This is a genomic window from Actinomyces oricola (assembly GCF_004104015.1).
GTDB classification, from domain to species: domain Bacteria; phylum Actinomycetota; class Actinomycetes; order Actinomycetales; family Actinomycetaceae; genus Actinomyces; species Actinomyces oricola.
Map to the genome: position 1 here is coordinate 39,702 of NZ_RYFV01000001.1, position 17,277 is coordinate 56,978.

The following is a 17,277-nucleotide window of genomic DNA, read 5'->3' on the forward strand; positions in this document are numbered from 1 at the left end:
GGTCGTCACCGCCGGCGGTGGCAGGTAGATGACAGGTGGGGGTCCGGGCCCCGGAGTGCCTATGCTGGAGTGCCGTGGCCCGGACCCAGTGCCGGCCCGCCCGGCGAGCCGCAGCCAACTGACCCGCGAAGGACAGCGTCCATGACCGACAAGACAGCCTCAGCGAGCACCCTCGACGTCTCGCTGGCGCTCCCGGAGACGCCACTGCTGTCCTCGGTTCGCCGCCCCGGCGACCTGCGCCGCTTCACCAGCGAGGAGCTTGTGGCCCTGGCCGCCGAGATCCGCCGCTACCTGGTGGCCACAGTGGCCCGCACCGGTGGGCACCTGGGCCCCAACCTCGGGGTCGTCGAGCTGACGGTGGCCCTGCACCGCACGTTCCGCTCCCCCCGCGACACCATCATTTTCGACACCGGCCACCAGGCCTACGTCCACAAGCTCCTCACCGGCCGCCAGGACTTCTCCCGCCTGCGCGAGAGCGGCGGCGTGTCGGGCTATCCCGATCGCGGCGAATCCATCCACGACGTGGTGGAGAACTCCCACGCCTCCACCTCCCTGTCCTGGGCCGACGGCGTGGCCCGCGCCAACCGCCTCAATGGGCGCTCCAACCGCCACGTGGTGGCCGTCATCGGTGACGGCGCCCTGACCGGGGGCATGGCCTGGGAGGCGCTGGACAACATTGCCGACTCCGACGACAAGCACCTGGTCATCGTGGTCAATGACAATGGCCGCTCCTACGCCCCCACCATTGGGGGACTGGCCCACCACCTCGACGCCCTGCGCACCAACCCGGGCTACGAGCGCATGCTCTCGGGCATTAAGCGGGGCCTGCTGGCGCAGGGCGCTCCCGGGCGGGCGGCCTTCGACGCCCTCCACGGTCTGAAGGCCGGCATTAAGGATGTGCTCGTGCCCTCAGCCTTCTTCGAGGACCTGGGGATTAAGTACACCGGGCCGGTCGACGGCCATGACATTACCGCCCTGGAGTTCGCCCTGACTCGCGCCCGCCAGTACGCCGAGCCGGTCATTGTCCACGTCATCACCCAGAAGGGCCGCGGCTTCACCCCGGCCGAGGAGGATGTGGCCGACCGCTTCCACGCCGTGGGCCGCATCCACCCCGAGACGGGGCTGCCGGTGGTTCCCTCCCGTTTCGGGTGGACCGCCGTTTTTGCCGAGGAGATCCTGAGCATGGCCCGCGACGACGCGAGGATTGTGGGGGTCACTGCCGCCATGCAGGCGCCTGTGGGCCTCCAGCCCATGGCCGACGCCATGCCCGAGCGGGTCATTGACGTCGGCATTGCCGAGCAGCACGCCCTGACCGCCTCGGCCGGCATGGCCTTTGCCGGCCTGCACCCGGTGGTGGCCCTCTACGCCACCTTCCTCAACCGCGCCTTCGACCAGGTTCTCATGGACGTGGGCCTGCACCGGGCCGGGGTCACCATTGTCCTGGACCGGGCGGGGGTCACCGGCACCGACGGCGCCAGCCACAACGGCATGTGGGATATGGCCCTGCTCGCCCACGTGCCCGGACTGCGCCTGGCGGCGCCCCGTGATGAGGCCGGCTTGCGCGACGCTCTGCGCCAGGCCCTGACCGTCGACGACGCCCCCACCGTGGTGCGCTACCCCAAGGGGGCCCTGCCCGAGCCCATGCCCGCGCTGCGGGTGGAGGGGGAGGAGCCCTTCGGAGCCGTTGACATCCTCCTGGATTCGGGGCGGCAGGCCGGCGAACAGGAGCTCTTTGAGCAGCGGGCGCCGCTCCTGCTCGTGGGCGTGGGCGCCATGGCCCCCGCCGCCCTGGAGGCCGGTAGGGCCCTGGCCGCTGAGGGCGCGGCCGTGCAGGTGGTCTCACCGCGCTGGGCGGTGCCCGTGCCGGACGCCCTCGTTGAGCTGGCCCTGGGGGCCAGGGGCGTCCTGGTGGTTGAGGACGGCCTGGTCGATGGCGGCATTGGTTCTCAGCTGCGCGACGCCATGGATGACCGGGTCGAGGGCGGAGGGCCCGCCTGCGCCCCGCCGGTCGTGCGCGTGGGCGTGCCCCGGCGATTCTTGGCCACCGCCTCCCGGGAGGAGATCCTCCAGGAGTGCGCCATGGACGCCCCCGGCGTCCTGGCGGCCGCACGGCGCCTGGCCGAGCGCTGTCAGTAGCGCGCCGAGCCCGCCTCACAGCCGGGACTGAATACCTATGCGATACCCGTGCGGCGCTCCGCCGAGGATGGACGAGCATCTGGGGCGCAGGTCCTAAACGATGAAGGCCGTGCGGGGGAGACTGACGGCGATCTGGCCGGCAGTCTGGGAAATCATGGTGCCGTGTCATTGACAGACGATCGACATCATGTGGGACTTCAGTCCTCGGTATAATGGATTCCAGATGATCCTGTGAGTGATCACACCAAGGGACTTCTGGCCCGCTATCCTCTTCGCCGGGGCGTCCGCCTAGGCTTGGGGCGACGGCGCAAGGAGTACCGCCACGCCCCACAAGGGCGATCACCACCGGGCGGCCCACCGGCCGCCCACAACAGGAGGGCACGGATGACCACCGACGTCACAGCATCCGCCGCGGCGGAGAAGACCGTTACCGACGCGTGGGAGGGTTTCGCCACCGGACCGTGGACGGAGGGCATTGACGTTCGCGATTTCATTCAGCGCAACTACACCCCCTACGAGGGGGACGCCTCGTTCCTGGCCGGCCCCACGGACAAGACCCTGCGCCTGTGGGAGACCCTGGAGACGAAGTTCCTCGCCGAGGAGCGCAAGGTTCGCATCCTGGACGTCGACACTCATACCCCGGCCGATATTGACGCCTTCCCCGCCGGCTACATTAGCGAGGACGATGACGTCATTGTCGGACTGCAGACCGACTCCCCGCTCAAGCGGGCCATGATGCCCAACGGCGGTTGGCGCATGGTGGAGACCGCGATCAAGGAGGCCGGCAAGGAAGTCGACCCCGAGGTCAAGAAGATCTTCACCAAGTACCGCAAGACCCACAACGACGCCGTCTTCGACATCTACACCCCGCGCATCCGCGCCGCCCGCTCCTCTCACATTATTACCGGCCTGCCCGACGCCTACGGCCGGGGCCGCATTATTGGCGACTACCGCCGTGTGGCCCTCTACGGCGTGGACCGCCTCATCGAGGACAAGCAGCGGGCCAAGGACGCCGTGGCCGACGAGCCCTTCTCCGAGCACTGGGCCCGCTTCCGTGAGGAGCACTCCGAGCAGATCAAGGCCCTCAAGAAGCTCAAGGTCATGGCCTCCTTCTACGGCTATGACATCTCCGGGCCGGCCAAGGACGCCCACGAGGCGGTCCAGTGGACCTACTTCGCCTACCTGGCCTCGGTGAAGTCCCAGGACGGCGCCGCCATGAGCATTGGTCGCCTGTCCGCCTTCCTGGACATCTACATCGAACGGGACCTGGCCGCCGGTGTTATTGACGAGTCCCGCGCCCAGGAGCTCATTGACAACATTGTCATGAAGCTGCGCATTACCCGCTTCCTGCGCACCATTGACTACGACCAGATCTTCTCCGGCGACCCCTACTGGGCCACCTGGTCCGACGCAGGATTCTCTGAGGACGGTCGCTCCCAGGTCACCAAGACCTCCTTCCGCCTGCTGCAGACCCTGCGCAACCTGGGTCCGGCCCCCGAGCCGAACATCACCATCTTCTGGGACGAGAACCTGCCCCAGGGCTACAAGGACTTCTGCGCGCTCATCTCCATCACCACCTCCTCCATCCAATACGAGGCCGACGATCAGATCCGCGAGCACTGGGGCGACGACGCCGCCATCGCCTGCTGCGTGTCCCCCATGCGCGTGGGCAAGCAGATGCAGTTCTTCGGCGCCCGCGTCAACTCCGCCAAGGCGCTGCTGTACGCCATTAACGGCGGCCGCGACGAGATGACCGGCAAGCGGGTCGTGCCCGGGCTGCCCGGCATTGAGGGCGACGGCCCACTGGACTTCGACGAGGTCTGGGACAAGTACGAGAAGATGCTCGACTGGGTCGTGGCCACCTACGTCGAGGCCCTCAACATTATCCACTACTGCCATGACCGCTACGCCTACGAGTCCATTGAAATGGCGCTGCACGACTCCGATATTGTGCGCACCATGGGCTGCGGCATCGCCGGGCTGTCCATTGTGGCCGACTCCCTGGCCGCCATTAAGTACGCCACGGTGACCCCTGTGCGCGACGAGACCGGCCTGGTGGTCGACTACATTACCGAGGGCGATTTCCCGATCTACGGCAACGACGATGACCGTGCCGACGACATTGCCGCCACCGTGGTTCACACGATCATGTCCAAGATCAAGGCCCAGCCCTTCTACCGCGACGCCATTCCCACCCAGTCCGTGCTCACCATTACCTCCAACGTCGTCTACGGCAAGGCCACCGGGAACTTCCCCTCCGGGCACCGCAAGGGCACGCCCTTCTCCCCGGGGGCCAACCCGGAGAACGGTATGGACACCCACGGCATGGTCGCCTCCATGCTCAGTGTGGGCAAGCTCGACTACAACGACGCCCTGGACGGCATCTCGCTCACCAACACCATCACCCCCCAGGGCCTGGGGCGCACCATGGACGAGCGCGTCGCCAACCTTGTGGGCATCCTCGACGCGGGCTTCGTCCCCGACGACTGCGCCGAGGTCTGAGCCGGACCGTCCCGGCACAACCAGCTTCCACTCATCGACGAACAACCACGAAAGGGGCCGAGCATGGCCACGTATGAGGAGCGCCTGGCCTCCATGAAGGCACAGCGTCAGGACAATGGCGGCGTCAAGGGCCTGTACCACGCCAACATTAACGTCCTGGACCGCAACACCCTCGAGGACGCAATGGAGCACCCGGAGAACTACCCGAACCTCACGGTCCGCGTCTCCGGCTACGCCGTTAACTTCGTCAAGCTCACCCGTGAGCAGCAGCTCGACGTCCTCAACCGCACCTTCCACTCCCAGGCCTGAGCCGGGAGCGGGGCGATGCTCAGATGACTGAGACCATCACCCCCGCGGTTACGGGCGGCCGGGACCAGGACTTCCTGGCCCCGGCCGCCCGCTTGCGCGGGGCGGGCATTGGCGGGCTCGAGGAGCTCACCGACCTTGAGCGCTCCGAGCGCTTAGCGCGCATGCGCGAGGGCTCCCTGGGGTCTATTCACTCCTGGGAACTCGTCACGGCCGTGGACGGGCCGGGCACGCGCATGACCATCTTCCTCAACGGCTGCCCGCTGCGCTGCCTGTACTGCCACAACCCCGACACTTTTCTCATGAGGGACGGGGAGCCGGTGACCGCCGAGGAGCTGCTGCGCCGCATGAGGCGCTACCGTCGAGTCTTCAAGGCCTCTAAGGGCGGGATCACGCTCTCGGGCGGGGAGGCACTCATGCAGCCCGCCTTCGTGGACCGCCTGCTGGCGGGCGCCAAGAAGATGGGCATTCACACCTGCCTGGACACCTCCGGCTACCTGGGGGCCAACGCCAGCGACGAGATGCTGGCCAATGTCGACCTAGTGCTCCTGGATGTGAAAAGCGGGGATGAGGAGACCTACAAGCGGGTCACCGGACGCTCCCTGGCCCCCACCATCGCCTTCGGCGACCGCCTGGCCGCCAAGGGCATTGAGATCTGGGCCCGTTTCGTCCTGGTCCCGGGCCTGACCGACGACCCCGCCAATGTGGAGAACGTCGCCAGGATCATTGAGCGCTGGGGCCCGGCGGTCAGCCGGGTCGAAGTACTGCCCTTCCACCAGATGGGCGCCGATAAGTGGGCGGCCCTGGGCTTGGACTACCAGCTGGCCGACGTGCGCCCCCCCGAGCCCGAGCTCGTCGAGTCCACCCGGGCCATCTTCCGATCCCACGGCTTCGAGGTGCACTAATCAGATCCGGTTCCACCGTCAACGCCCGGTTGGAACTCGAGATCGAGAAGGCGTGGTGATAGAGGCGCCCGGAGGACGACGCCGCCGCCCCGGGCGCGGTGCGCGCTCGATGGTGCCGGGCGGGTTGCTCAGGACAGGGCGGCGGCGAGGGCCGGGGCGACCTGCTCAATCTGCCAGGGCCGGGCCTCGAGCTCGACCAAGCGCGCGGCTATGGCGTCGGTGGAGGTTCTCGCCCGCCCACAGCGGGCCTGCTCCTCACCCAGCTCCCAGGCCAGGTGCCGCTGAGCGTCCGGGGCCAACAGGATCTCCTGGGGCAGCCGAAGCTCCTCAGCGCGCGTGCGCACCGCCGCGCGCACCGTCTCCAACGCGCTGGCGGCCTCTTCATGGTTGCGGTGCCAGGACCTGGGCTGGGGCAACTCCCCAGGGCCCAAGGGCGCGTGCATGGGCGGCAGCGCCTCCTCGGGGAGGGCCAGGGCCCGCTCCACAGCCTGCCACCACAGCTCATGGTGCTGGCGGGCCTGCCGGGAGGAGAACTCCCGCAGTGATGTCAGTTTGCGTCGCGACGTCGGCCGGGCCACTGCCGCAGCCACCATTGCCTGATGGGGAAGCACCTTCGAGGGGGTGCGGTCCAATTCGCGGGCAAGGTCCTCGCGGGCGGTCCACAGTTCACGCAGAATCGCCAGGGAGCGCTGGGATTGCACCACGCGCCCGGCCCGCGGGGTCCGGCGCCACGGGTCGGTTTTGACCGGGCGGGGGCCCCGGGTGCGCACGTACTCGAACTCCTGGGCGGCCCACTGGTCCTTGCCGGCATCCTCCAGTTCGGCGGCGAGGGCCGCGCGCAGCGGAATGAGGAGTTCGACGTCCAAGGCGGCGTAGACCAGCCATGACTCGGGCAGGGGGCGGGTGGACCAGTCCGCGGCCGCATGGTCCTTGGCCAGACGCAGCCCCAGGGTCTCCTCAATGACGGCGGCCAGGCCCACGTGCGTGCGCCCCAGGATCCGGGCAGCCAGTTCAGTGTCGAATAAGGAGCGGGGTCGCAGCCCCAGGGCCTCCAGGCAGGGCAGGTCCTGGTCCGCGGCGTGCAGGATCCATTCGGGCCCGTCCAGGGCCAGAGCCAGGGCCTTCAGGCTCCCAGCGCCCACCGGGTCCACGAGCACGGTGCCGGTGTTGGTGCGCCGTAGCTGGACGAGGTAGGCGTCCTGCCCGTAACGGAAACCCGACGCCCGCTCAGCGTCCACCGCCACCGGGCCCGTGCCCCGCCCCAAGGCCCGGGCGGCCCGCCGCAGGGCGGCCGGGCAGTCCGTTACCGGGGGCAGCCCGTCCTTGGGCCGGGGGTAGGGGCGCACCTCCTGCGCCGGAACCGGGGCGTCTGTCGTGCCAGGGGTCCGGGCCGGACGCGGCGCGGGTCTCACCGGGACGCCCCCATGAGGGCCAAGGGATAGACCAGTTCGGGCTCATGGCCGGCGGCAATGTGAATGAGCTCGTACCAGGCGGCCAGGTGAGGGCCCAGGTCCGGGGTGGTCGGACTCCAGGAGGCGCGGACCTCGGCATGGGCGCAGGAGTCGGTCAACTCCAGGCCCCCGAAGGTCTCGGACAGGACCCGGGTCACTGTCCCCACCAGCGCGGAGTAGCCGGCGCCGGCGTCGTCGAGGGCCTGAGTGAGCCACGACCAGGCTGCTGAGCCCAGGAAGGGATCAATGCCAACCTCGTCGTCAAGCCGGGTCCGGGCCATGACGACGAGGCGGAAATCTCCGTCCCAGGCGTCCTGGCCACGCGGGTCGTGGAGAAGCACGAAGCGCCCCGAGGCGATCGGGGTGCCGGACTCGGTTTCAAGGGTTTCAGCGGTCAGGGCGGCTGTGTATGGGGCGAGTTTGCGCGGGCCGGGAACCTCATCGAGGAGAAGCCCCCGAGGACGGGGCGCTGCCTTCATGCTCAGCAGCGCCGCCTCGAAACGCTCGGGGATTCCAAGGGATGGGAAGTCCTGGTGCGACACATATGTCGAGGAGTCGGTCACGCTATCAGGCTACCGGCGAGCCGGTGACCATGGGGCTGCCACGCCGAAAATATCTCAGCCAGGTCTCAGCCGGGTCGGGCTCAGGCGCCCCCGTGCTCGCGGGCCAGCACCACCACCGGGGCCTGAGCCATAACCGTCGCCAGTGCCTGAACGCCACCGGGCATGCTCCGTCCCGAGAGCACGTCTACCCACTGCCCCTGCGGCAGGACCACGCTCTCCTGGCGCCATCCCCCCAGGGACTCCAGCTGCCGGGTCAGGCGCTGAGCGATCACGACCACCTCGGGCTCGCCGTCCAGGAGCCTGGAGAAGGCGAAGGCCAGGGGAGTCGTCACCGGCACCGCCCGATAACCCGAGCGGGGGCCCACGAAGGCCTCCGGGCGCTGCGCGCGCAGACGCGCCAGACGAGAGGTCACAACGAGCTTGTCGTCGTCCAGGCATCGGGGGCGGCCGCCCGAGTCCAGGCGCGCCAGAGCGGGGCGCAAACCGCTGTCGGAGTGGTAGTCCACGGGGCGCCGGTTGTCGGGGTCCACCAGGGAGGTGCGTGTGACCTCGGTGCCCTGGTAGACGTCGGCCACACCGAGCCAGGTCATGGTCAGAGCCTTGTTGACCAGCACCGCGGCCCGCACCGCCGGCGCCGTCAGAGTCGCGAAGGAGTCCATTTCGGCGCGCACCCCCGGATCGGCCAGAAGGTGGGCGGCGTAGTCGCGCAGCGCCTGCTCCCCGGCGGCGTTCGGATCGGTCCAGGTGGTCCAGGTCTTCTGCTCACGGCAGGCCTTGACCAGGTAGTCGCCCAAGCGCTCGGCGTCCATGGGGTCGCCCGACTCGGGCGCCCAGGTGCCCCACAGGGTCTGCCACAGCAGGTTCTCGCTGCGCCCGTCCAGGCCCGGGGGTCGGCTCGCGGCCGTGGCGGTGCGCAAGCGGTGGACCAGGTCCCGCCACTGCTGCGCGTAGGAGGCCAGCACATCCAACCGTGCCCGCACATCCTCCCCGCGCTTGGTGTCGTGGGTGGTGGAGGCCACCATGGTGGCGGGCCACGTCCTCTGCATGCGCTCGGCCCAGGCGTGGGCCTGTTCGGGGCCGAAGGCGAAGACCTCCGGCGCGCCCCCGACCTCGGTCAGGGAGGTCAACTGGGTCCACCGGTAGAAGGTGGTGTCCTCCACGCCCTTGGCCGTCACCGCGCCGCAGACCTGCTGGAAACGAACCGCGATCTCCGCCAGCTCGGGACAGTCGTCAGGATCCAGGGAGCCGATCGGCCCGCCCAGAAGAACGGCCAGGACCAGGTCGAGGGTTTCACCCTGATCCGCCGTGAGGCGGCTGCGGGCTCGGGCGGCGTCGGCGTGGAGGACCGCCACGGTCTGCGCACTCGGCTCACGGCCCGGGACCGCGTAGGCCCGGTAGCGTTCGGCCGCCACCAGCATCTCAACCACGCAGGCGCGCAGGTCCCCCAGGGTGTGATCCCTGAAGCGCACGTCCTTAAGACTCACGGACTTGAGCAGGCGGGCCAGGCGGTCGACCTCGGAGGTGAAGGAGACGGCGATGATCTCGCGCTTCGCCTCCTCGACCACACGCGGGTAGTCCGCGCCCCCATCCCCGGTGAGCTCCTGCATGAGCGCTCCGAGCTGGGCGGCCCCCGCGGCGTCGACCTGAAGCTGATCAATGCGCCAGGCGGCGTCGTACCCGGTGGTGCCGGCCACCGGCCAGGAGGAGGGGAGCGCCTCATGGGGGGCGAGGATCTTCTCCGCGGCGACCCAAACCCCACCGCTGGCCTCCCAAAGCCGCTCCAGATAGCCGCCGGGGTCGGCCAGCCCGTCGGGATGATCCACTCGCAGCGCGTCAATGACGCCCTCGTTGAGCAGGTCGAGGATGAGGGCGTGGGAGGCGGCGAAGACCTCCGAGTCCTCGACCCGAATGGCGGCCAGGGTGTTGATGTCGAAGAAGCGGCGGTAGTTCGTCTCCTCTTTGCCGACCCGCCAGTAGGCCAGGCGGTAGTGCTGGCGGTCAAGGAGGTCGGGCAGGGGCAGCGTCTCGGTGCCCTCGGCGACGGGGAGCACCTGCTCGTAGTACCGCAGCACCCACTGCTCGCCGCACTCGGGCTCGGCGGGTACCACCATGGTCTCCAGGCTGAGCTCGCCGGCGTCCAGGACCGCTCCGATGCGCTGCCCCAGCACGGGCAGGAGGATCGGCTGGTCCGCGGGCGCGTCGAACCAGGGCGCGTAGGGGGAGTTCGCGCCCTCGCGCAGCACGGACCACAGGGGCCGATTGAGCCAGGCGGGCGTGGGCACCGCCATGTGGTTGGGCACAATGTCCAGGACCAGGCCCAGGCCCGCCGCGTGAGCCGCGGCGGCCAGGCGCTCCAGGCCCTCGCGCCCGCCCATGACCGCGCTGACGGAGTCGTGGTCGACGACGTCGTAGCCGTGAGTGGACCCGGGGGCGGCGGTCAGGATGGGGGAGAGGTAGAGGTCCGTGACGCCCAGGTCCACCAGGTAGGGCACCAGGGCCGCGGCGTCGTCGAAGGTGAGTCGCTCCCCGAGCTGGAGCCGGTAAGTGGTCACCGGTGTGCGGCGGCCGGCGGCAGGCATATGCACTGACTCGGGGGCGGGGCGCAGGGGCGCGGTCGTCTCAGTCATGGTCTTGGGCCTTCTCGCCGCGGTCGGGGCCGGTGGCCTTACTGATCGGGTCATTGAGTGAGTCATTGAGTGGGTCCGGGGCCGGGCGCGGATTGGCCTGCGGGGCGGCGCCCGGGCCGTCCTGGGCCTGCTCCGGCTGTTCATCCTGCTCCGGCTGCTCCGGCTGCTCATCCTGCTCCGCCCCGGTGCCCCGGGGCGGGGCGGCGTCCGGGGTTCGGGTGCGTGCCGAAGCGTTGTCCGGGGCCGGGGCCTGCGGTGCCGGGGGCGGCTCAGGAGTAGGGGCGCTCATGACATCGGTGACGCTCGCCGCCCGGGCCGGTGCGGGCGGCGGCGTGCTGGGCCGCCCCGGGTCGGTGTCCTGAGGGGCGGAGTCGTCCTGAGGGGCGGCGTCCTGAGGCTGCTCAGCCTCACTCGGATCAGCGGCCGGCAGGGCCTCCGGCGAGTCTGGTGAGTCCGGCGAGGCCGGCGGTTCGGGGCTGGGCGCGCTCACAGCGTCGGTGACGCTTGCCGCCCGGGCCGGTGCGGGGGGCGGCGTGCTGGGCCGCCCCGGGTCGGTGTCCTGAGGGGCGGAGTCGTCCTGAGGGGCGGCGTCCTGAGGCTGCTCAGCCCGGTCCTTCCGGGCGGGCTGAGCCGCAGCGGCGCCCTCGACTGCCGCATCCGCCTGAGGGGGCGGGGTAGGAGCGGGTTCCGGGCTCGGCGCCGTCGCCGCAGCCGGGGAGGGGACGCTGGTAATCGCATTGCGCGGGTCGGCCACCAGGAAGAGCATGGAGCGGGCCTCGACCATGACCTCATGGTCGGCGCCGAGCTTGGGGTCGGAGTCCCCATCCACGGCGGGGGCCGTGTCCAGGGCCACTGACCAGGAGGTGCCGTGGACCGGTCCGGGCAGGGTGAAGGGGATGTCCGAGTCTGAGGCGTTAATGAGGACCAGGAAGGACTCGTCCACAATCCGCTCACCGCGCCGGCCGGGCTCCGCAATGGCCTCACCATTGAGGAAAACCATCATGGCCCGCGCGTACCAGGTCGACCAGTCCTCGTCGGTCATGCGCTCGCCGCTGGGGCGCAGCCAGGCGATCTCGCCCAACTCCGACTCGCCCCCGTGGGCGGCCAAACCTCCGAAGAAGCGGCGCCGGCGCAGCACCGGGTGGTCGCGCCGCAGCCACACCATGGCCCGGGTGAACTCCAGGATCTCCTTCTGGGACTCGCTCAGCTCCCAGTTGACCCAGGAGATCTCATTGTCCTGGCAGTAGACATTGTTGTTGCCGCCCTGTGTGCGGCCCATCTCATCGCCGTGGGAGATCATGGGCACGCCCTGACTGAACAGGATTGTGGCCAGGAAGTTGCGGATCTGACGGTTGCGCAGGCTCACCACTGCCGGGTCGCTGGTGGGGCCCTCGGCCCCGCAGTTCCAGGAGCGGTTGTTGGAGTCGCCGTCGGCGCCGTTCTCGCCGTTGGCCTCATTGTGCTTCTCGTTGTAGGAGACCAGGTCGGCCATGGTGAAGCCGTCGTGGGCGGTGACGAAGTTGACACTGGCCACCGGGGTGCGCCCGGTGTGCTGATAGAGGTCGGAGGAGCCGGTAATGCGGGAGGCGAACTCGCCCAGGGTCGAGGGCTCGCCGCGCCAGAAGTCCCGCACCGTGTCCCGGTACTTGCCGTTCCACTCGCTCCACAGGGGCGGGAAGCCGCCGACGTTGTAGCCGCCGTCGCCCACGTCCCAGGGCTCGGCGATGAGCTTGACCCGCGAAATGATCGGGTCCTGGTGGATGATGTCGAAGAACGCGGAAAGGCGGTCCACCTCATGGAACTGGCGGGCCAAGGTCGAGGCCAGGTCGAAGCGGAAGCCGTCCACGTGCATCTCGGTGACCCAGTAGCGCAGCGAGTCCATAATGAGCTGAAGCACCGCCGGGGAGCGCATGAGCAGGGAGTTGCCCGTGCCCGTGGTGTCGAAGTAGTGGGCCTGTGAGCCGTCGACGAGCCGGTAGTAGGCGGCATTGTCGATCCCGCGGAAGGACAGGGTGGGGCCCATGTGGTTGCCCTCGGCGGTGTGGTTGTAGACCACGTCCAAGATGACCTCCATGTCGGCCTCATGGAAGGCCTTGACCATGGCCTTGAACTCCTGGACCTGCTGGCCGCCGTCGCTGCCGTAGGCGGCGTAGGCGTTGTGCGGGGCGAAGAAGCCAATGGTGTTGTAGCCCCAGTAGTTCGACAGGCCCCGCTCCTGGAGGTGGGTGTCGTTGACGAACTGGTGGACGGGCATGAGCTCAATGGCGGTCACCCCGAGCTTCTTGAGGTGGTCGATGACCGCCGGCTGGGCCAGCCCGGCATAGGTGCCGCGCAGCTCCTCGGGCACCTCGGGGTGAAGTTTGGTCAGGCCCTTCACGTGGGCCTCGTAGATGATCATGTCGTGGTAGGGGTGCGCCGGCGGGTGGTCGTGGCCCCAGTCGAAGAAGGGTGAGATCACCACCGAGCGCATGGTGTGCTTCGCGGAATCCTGCTCATTGCGCTTCGAGGGGTCCAGGAAGTCGTAGGAGTACAGCGACGGGGAGGCGCTGACCTGCCCGGAGATCGCCTTGGCGTAGGGGTCCAGCAGGAGCTTGGAGGCGTCGCAGCGGTGCCCGCGCTCGGGCTCGTACGGGCCGTGGACGCGGTAGGCGTAGACCTGGCCGGGGCGGACCGTGGGAAGGTAGCCGTGCCAGACGTCGGCGTCGACCTCTGTGAGCGGGACGCGGGTCTCCGTGCCGTCGTCGTCGAAAAGGCACAGCTCCACCGCCGTGGCGACGGAGGAGTACAGGGCGAAGTTGGTGCCGGAGCCGTCGAAGGTGGCTCCCAGGGGCTGGGGCTGGCCCGGCCAGACGGTCACGGGGGCGCCGGAGGCTGAGTGCTGCATGGGGAAACAATGCCATGGATAGGGCGCTACGGGGCGGTGGACGTCGGACAGGACTCACCGTGCCCCGCACTCGCCCCGGCGGGTGCTGCCGCCCCAGTGAGACAGGTCATGCTCAGCATGGTTTTGCGCCCGTGCGGATGCTCTGCTAGTTTTCATCCCGCACCCATGAGGTGTGGTGCGCGGATGTGGCTCAGTTGGTAGAGCATCACCTTGCCAAGGTGAGGGTCGCGGGTTCGAGTCCCGTCATCCGCTCGGGCGATTGGCGCAGCGGGAGCGCGCTTCCCTGACACGGAAGAGGTCACTGGTTCGATCCCAGTATCGCCCACCGTAGGCAGGTCCCATCCTGACGCGGTAACCCGCAGAAATGCAAGCGTTACCAAGGATTGGGGCCGCTTTTGCATCTGGGGTAAGGTCGTGGCCTGCACAGCGCGGCTGCGCCCTTGAGCGGCCGGGAACGCTCCGTGCCCCCACACGCTTTTGGAGGATTTGAGTGGATCGCAGCATCCTTCCTGTCATCGTCGGCGGCGACACGAGCACCTACGCCCTCGGGCGGGCCATGAACGAGGCCTTCGACTGCGAGGTCATCTGCGTCAGCCCGGCCCCCATCACCGCCATTACCCGGTCGCGCTTCTTCCGCATCTGGCAGGTCCCCATGGACCAGGGCGACGAGGAACTGCTGGGCACGCTGGAGGAGATCTCCGCGGCGAACCCCGGCGCCCACCTGGTGCTCCTGGCCAACACCGACTGGTTCTCCCGGTTCACCGGCGAGTACCGCGATCGCCTCTCGCCCCACTTCATCATCCCCTTCCCCGAGCTGCCGGTGTGGGAGAAGGTCACCGACAAGGCGCACTTCTCCGAGCTGTGCCAGCGCGCCGGCGTGCTCACGCCCCGTGACGCCGTCGTCGACCTTCACGGTGCCGGCGCCCCCGCCTGGAGGGCGCCGGAGATCGACCTCACCTTCCCCGTGGTGGCCAAGCCCGCGGACGGTCTGGAGTACGACGCCGTCGACTTCCCCGAGAAGCGCAAGGTCTACTTCGCCAAGGACCCCGGCGAGCTGGCCCGTATCTGGGGGCCCCTGGCCGGCTCCGGCTTCCGCGGGCGCTTCCTGGTTCAGGAGATGATCCCCGGGGATGACACCTGTGGGATCTCCCTGACCTTCTACGCCGACTCCCACGGTGACGTCACCCTCAGTGGCGGGGCCCGGGTGCTGGTCGAAGACCACTTCCCCCGGCTCATTGGCAACCCGATCGCCATGATGACTCAGGACTACCCCGAGCTGGTCGAGGCCGGGGAGAGGCTCCTGAAGGAGGTGGGTTACACGGGTTTCGCGAACATGGACGTCAAGATCGACCCCAGGGACGGCCGCGCCTACTTCCTGGAGATCAACCCCCGGATTGGCCGCAACTGCTACTACATGGTGGTGGCCGGGGCGAACCCGATGGTCCCCATGGCCGCCGACCTCATTGACGGCGAGCGCCCCGCCCGGGTCGAGGGCAAGCGCACCGCCATCTACAGCCTCATCCCGAACTGGATCATTGGCCGCTACCTGCGTCAGCCGCGCCTGGGCGCGCAGGTGAAGTCCTTGCTGCGCAAGGGCGCCGTACAGGACCCAATGATCAACCCCGCTGAGCGCGATCTGCGCCGCGCCATCATTGTCAGGCTCCAGAAGCTCAACTACGTCCGCAAGCTCCGGCGCTACTATCCGCGCCCCGTCGGCCAGTACATCTGAGAAACATCTGAGAAAACGACCGCCTCGATAGGGAAACCATGCCCGTGGACTCAACCGCAGCCGCTATCCGACCGATTACGAACGACGCCTACACCGCCGTCCTCGGCACCCAGCCGTACCCCTTGGAGGAGACGGTGGCCTGGGACGCCTACGATGAGCTCCTGCCCGAGCGCGAGCTGTGGAAGGGGACCCGCTGGGCCTGGTACTCCGACCCTGAGCAGGACGCTCCGCGCGCGGTGCTGACGCTGCGCTGCTTCACGCTGCGCACCATGCACTTCCTGTGGTGCTGGAGCGGCCCGGTCTGGGTGGGGCCCGAGCCCACCCAGGACGAGGAGCAGCGCATGGTGCGCGAGCTCGCCGCGTTCGTCAAGCGCGAGGACGCCTCCATGTCCTTCATTCGGCTGGGCCTCTTGCACCCCAACCCCGAGGCGGTCATGCCCTGCCAGGACCTGTACTTCCACGACACCACCATTATGATCGACACCACCGGTGACGAAGCGGCCCTGCGCTCACGCATGAAGCCGCGCGGACGCCGCGACGTCAACAAGGGCCTGCGGGAGAGCCCCATCACCGTGGTCGACGAGACCGACATCACTCGCGAGGGCTTTGAGGAGCTCATGGGGGTGATCCGGGAGACCAGCGAAAGGCAGGGCTTCTCGGCGCTGCGCCCCGAGCAGTACTGGACCCTGTTCGACGTCATGCGCCAGCAGGGGATGGCGCGGCTCTTCGTGGGCCGCGAGGACGGCAAGGCGATCAACTGGGGCCTGTTCCTGGTCAACGGCACCTTCGCCGCCTACGAGGTCGCGGCCACCTCCGAGCGCGCTCGGCGCACGCACTCCGCCGACGTGCTGCTGTTCACCGGGCTTCTGGAGCTCCAGAAGAGTGGCGTCACCCTGGTGGACCTGGTGGCCATCGGCTCGGACTACAACCCGAAGCTCAACCCGCTCAACGAGTTCAAAACCAAGTGGACCAAACAGGTCACCCGCGTGGGGGCGCCCATGGAGATTATTCTCAACCCGACGCGCTACCGCGCCATGAACTGGCTGGCTCACAAGATGGGACGCTGAGCCCATGTCCAGAACCACCACACCCGCGCGCAGCGAGACCCTGCGCGCCGTCGATGCGCGCACCATGCGCACCGCCATTGGCTGCACGCCGGTGGGCATTGAGCAGACCGAGGCCTGGGAGGCCTTCGAGCGAACCCAGGGCCACCCCCTGTGGGGCCGCTACGTTATGGAGGACGGCGGCAAGCCCGTGGCCGCCATCGCCCTGTACTCCTACCGGGTCGCCGGACGCCGTTTCCTGTGGGCCAAGCACGGCCCCACCTGGCTCAAGGAGCAATCCCCTGAGCGCGAGGCCCACCTGCGCGCATTGCTGCGCGCCGAGGCGAGGCGCCGCGACCGCTCCATCGTCTTCATCCGCATGCACGCCCGCTACGGGGCCCCTGACCTGCGCGAACTGCTGAGCACCATTACCTACGACCGCACCTACGTCATCGACCTCACCCCGCGCAAGCCCGAGGCCATTGCCGCCGCCATGCCCAAGGACGGCCGTCGGGCCGTCAAGCGCGCCGAGCGCGTGGCCCGTGAGGCCGGTTGCACCATTAGCGAGGAGACCGGCCTGAGCCGCGCCGAGTTCGACGAGGTCTACGAGGTGCTGCGCGAGACCGCTAAGCGCGACGGCTTCCGCCCCCACCCCGCGGAGGTGTACTGGAATATGCTCACCGCCCTGGGCCCTGATAGGGCGCGCCTGTTCGTGCTGCGCCGCGAGGGGGTGCCCCACGCCTGGGACTTGGTGACTGTCACCGGCAAGGACGCGGTCGCCTACTACGGCGCCTCCTCCACCGCCTCACGCGGTTTCCGCGGGGCTGAGGCCCTGGATTGGTGGGCGGCCACCACCCTGGCGGCCGAAGGCTGCCGTGGCCTGGACCTCATGGGCGCCGGCTCCACCCGGGTGCCGTCCTTGTACTCGGTGGGCCAGTACAAGAAGCGCTACGCCAAACACGTCACCGAGGTTGACGGCGCCTGGGACGTGCCGGTGCGCACCGTGCTTTACGGCGCGCTGGTGACCGCCAAACGCGTCCGCAGCCGGGTGCGGGGGCTGCGGGCCCGGGCCTCGCGCAAGGACCGCGGCGGCTCCGAGTAGACTCCCGGGGGAAGGGCGCACCCGTACAG

At 69.0% G+C, this 17,277-nt stretch carries 10 protein-coding genes, 2 tRNA genes and 1 pseudogene; 9 read left to right on the forward strand and 4 right to left on the reverse strand.

Annotated elements, in window-relative coordinates; all coding sequences use genetic code 11:
• Positions 1–141 precede the first annotated feature (141 nt).
• From dxs to pflA, 4 genes are all read left to right on the forward strand, one after another.
• Positions 142–2,136 (forward strand): 1-deoxy-D-xylulose-5-phosphate synthase, encoded by a 1,995-nt coding sequence (dxs, locus tag EUC46_RS00170; RefSeq protein WP_128772188.1) that lies wholly within the window; start codon positions 142–144, stop codon positions 2,134–2,136.
• A 384-nt stretch (positions 2,137–2,520) separates the two neighbouring features.
• Positions 2,521–4,638: a pyruvate formate lyase family protein gene (locus EUC46_RS00175; protein WP_128772189.1), complete on the forward strand. Its 2,118-nt coding sequence runs from the start codon at positions 2,521–2,523 to the stop codon at positions 4,636–4,638.
• Positions 4,639–4,701: 63 nt separating this feature from the next.
• Entirely contained in the window at positions 4,702–4,947 is a 246-nt protein-coding gene (gene grcA2 / locus EUC46_RS00180; RefSeq protein WP_128772190.1) for an autonomous glycyl radical cofactor GrcA2, read from the forward strand.
• Between the two features lie 23 nt (positions 4,948–4,970).
• The gene (gene pflA, locus EUC46_RS00185; protein WP_128772191.1) at positions 4,971–5,849 is read left to right on the forward strand and encodes a pyruvate formate-lyase-activating protein; all 879 of its coding nucleotides are present in this window, start codon (positions 4,971–4,973) and stop codon (positions 5,847–5,849) included.
• A gap of 128 nt (positions 5,850–5,977) precedes the next feature.
• On the opposite strand, the gene EUC46_RS00190 is transcribed toward pflA, so the two are convergent.
• From EUC46_RS00190 to glgX, 4 genes and pseudogenes are all read right to left on the reverse strand, one after another.
• Positions 5,978–7,195 (reverse strand): HRDC domain-containing protein, encoded by a 1,218-nt coding sequence (locus tag EUC46_RS00190; RefSeq protein ID WP_128772192.1) that lies wholly within the window; start codon positions 7,193–7,195, stop codon positions 5,978–5,980.
• Positions 7,196–7,257: 62 nt separating this feature from the next.
• The gene (locus EUC46_RS00195) at positions 7,258–7,863 is read right to left on the reverse strand and encodes a DUF3000 domain-containing protein (RefSeq protein WP_128772193.1); all 606 of its coding nucleotides are present in this window, start codon (positions 7,861–7,863) and stop codon (positions 7,258–7,260) included.
• A gap of 80 nt (positions 7,864–7,943) precedes the next feature.
• Positions 7,944–10,490, reverse strand: a complete 2,547-nt coding sequence (gene treY / locus EUC46_RS00200; RefSeq protein ID WP_128772194.1) for a malto-oligosyltrehalose synthase — start codon at positions 10,488–10,490, stop codon at positions 7,944–7,946.
• 724 nt (positions 10,491–11,214) lie between these two features.
• Positions 11,215–13,374 (reverse strand): annotated as a pseudogene (gene glgX, locus EUC46_RS00205) (glycogen debranching protein GlgX); the annotation flags it as partial.
• 179 nt (positions 13,375–13,553) lie between these two features.
• On the opposite strand from glgX, the gene EUC46_RS00210 reads away from it, so the two are divergent.
• From EUC46_RS00210 to EUC46_RS00230, 5 genes are all read left to right on the forward strand, one after another.
• Positions 13,554–13,626 (forward strand) — tRNA-Gly (locus tag EUC46_RS00210).
• 1 nt (position 13,627) lies between these two features.
• Positions 13,628–13,699: transfer RNA gene (locus EUC46_RS00215), tRNA-Val, on the forward strand.
• Between the two features lie 165 nt (positions 13,700–13,864).
• Positions 13,865–15,103, forward strand: a complete 1,239-nt coding sequence (locus tag EUC46_RS00220; protein ID WP_241655298.1) for a carboxylate--amine ligase — start codon at positions 13,865–13,867, stop codon at positions 15,101–15,103.
• Between the two features lie 44 nt (positions 15,104–15,147).
• Positions 15,148–16,170, forward strand: a complete 1,023-nt coding sequence (locus tag EUC46_RS00225) for a lipid II:glycine glycyltransferase FemX (protein WP_164918714.1) — start codon at positions 15,148–15,150, stop codon at positions 16,168–16,170.
• A 4-nt stretch (positions 16,171–16,174) separates the two neighbouring features.
• A complete protein-coding gene (locus EUC46_RS00230) occupies positions 16,175–17,248 on the forward strand; it encodes a lipid II:glycine glycyltransferase FemX (protein WP_241655299.1) in 1,074 nt (357 codons plus the stop codon).
• Positions 17,249–17,277: the final 29 nt, after the last annotated feature.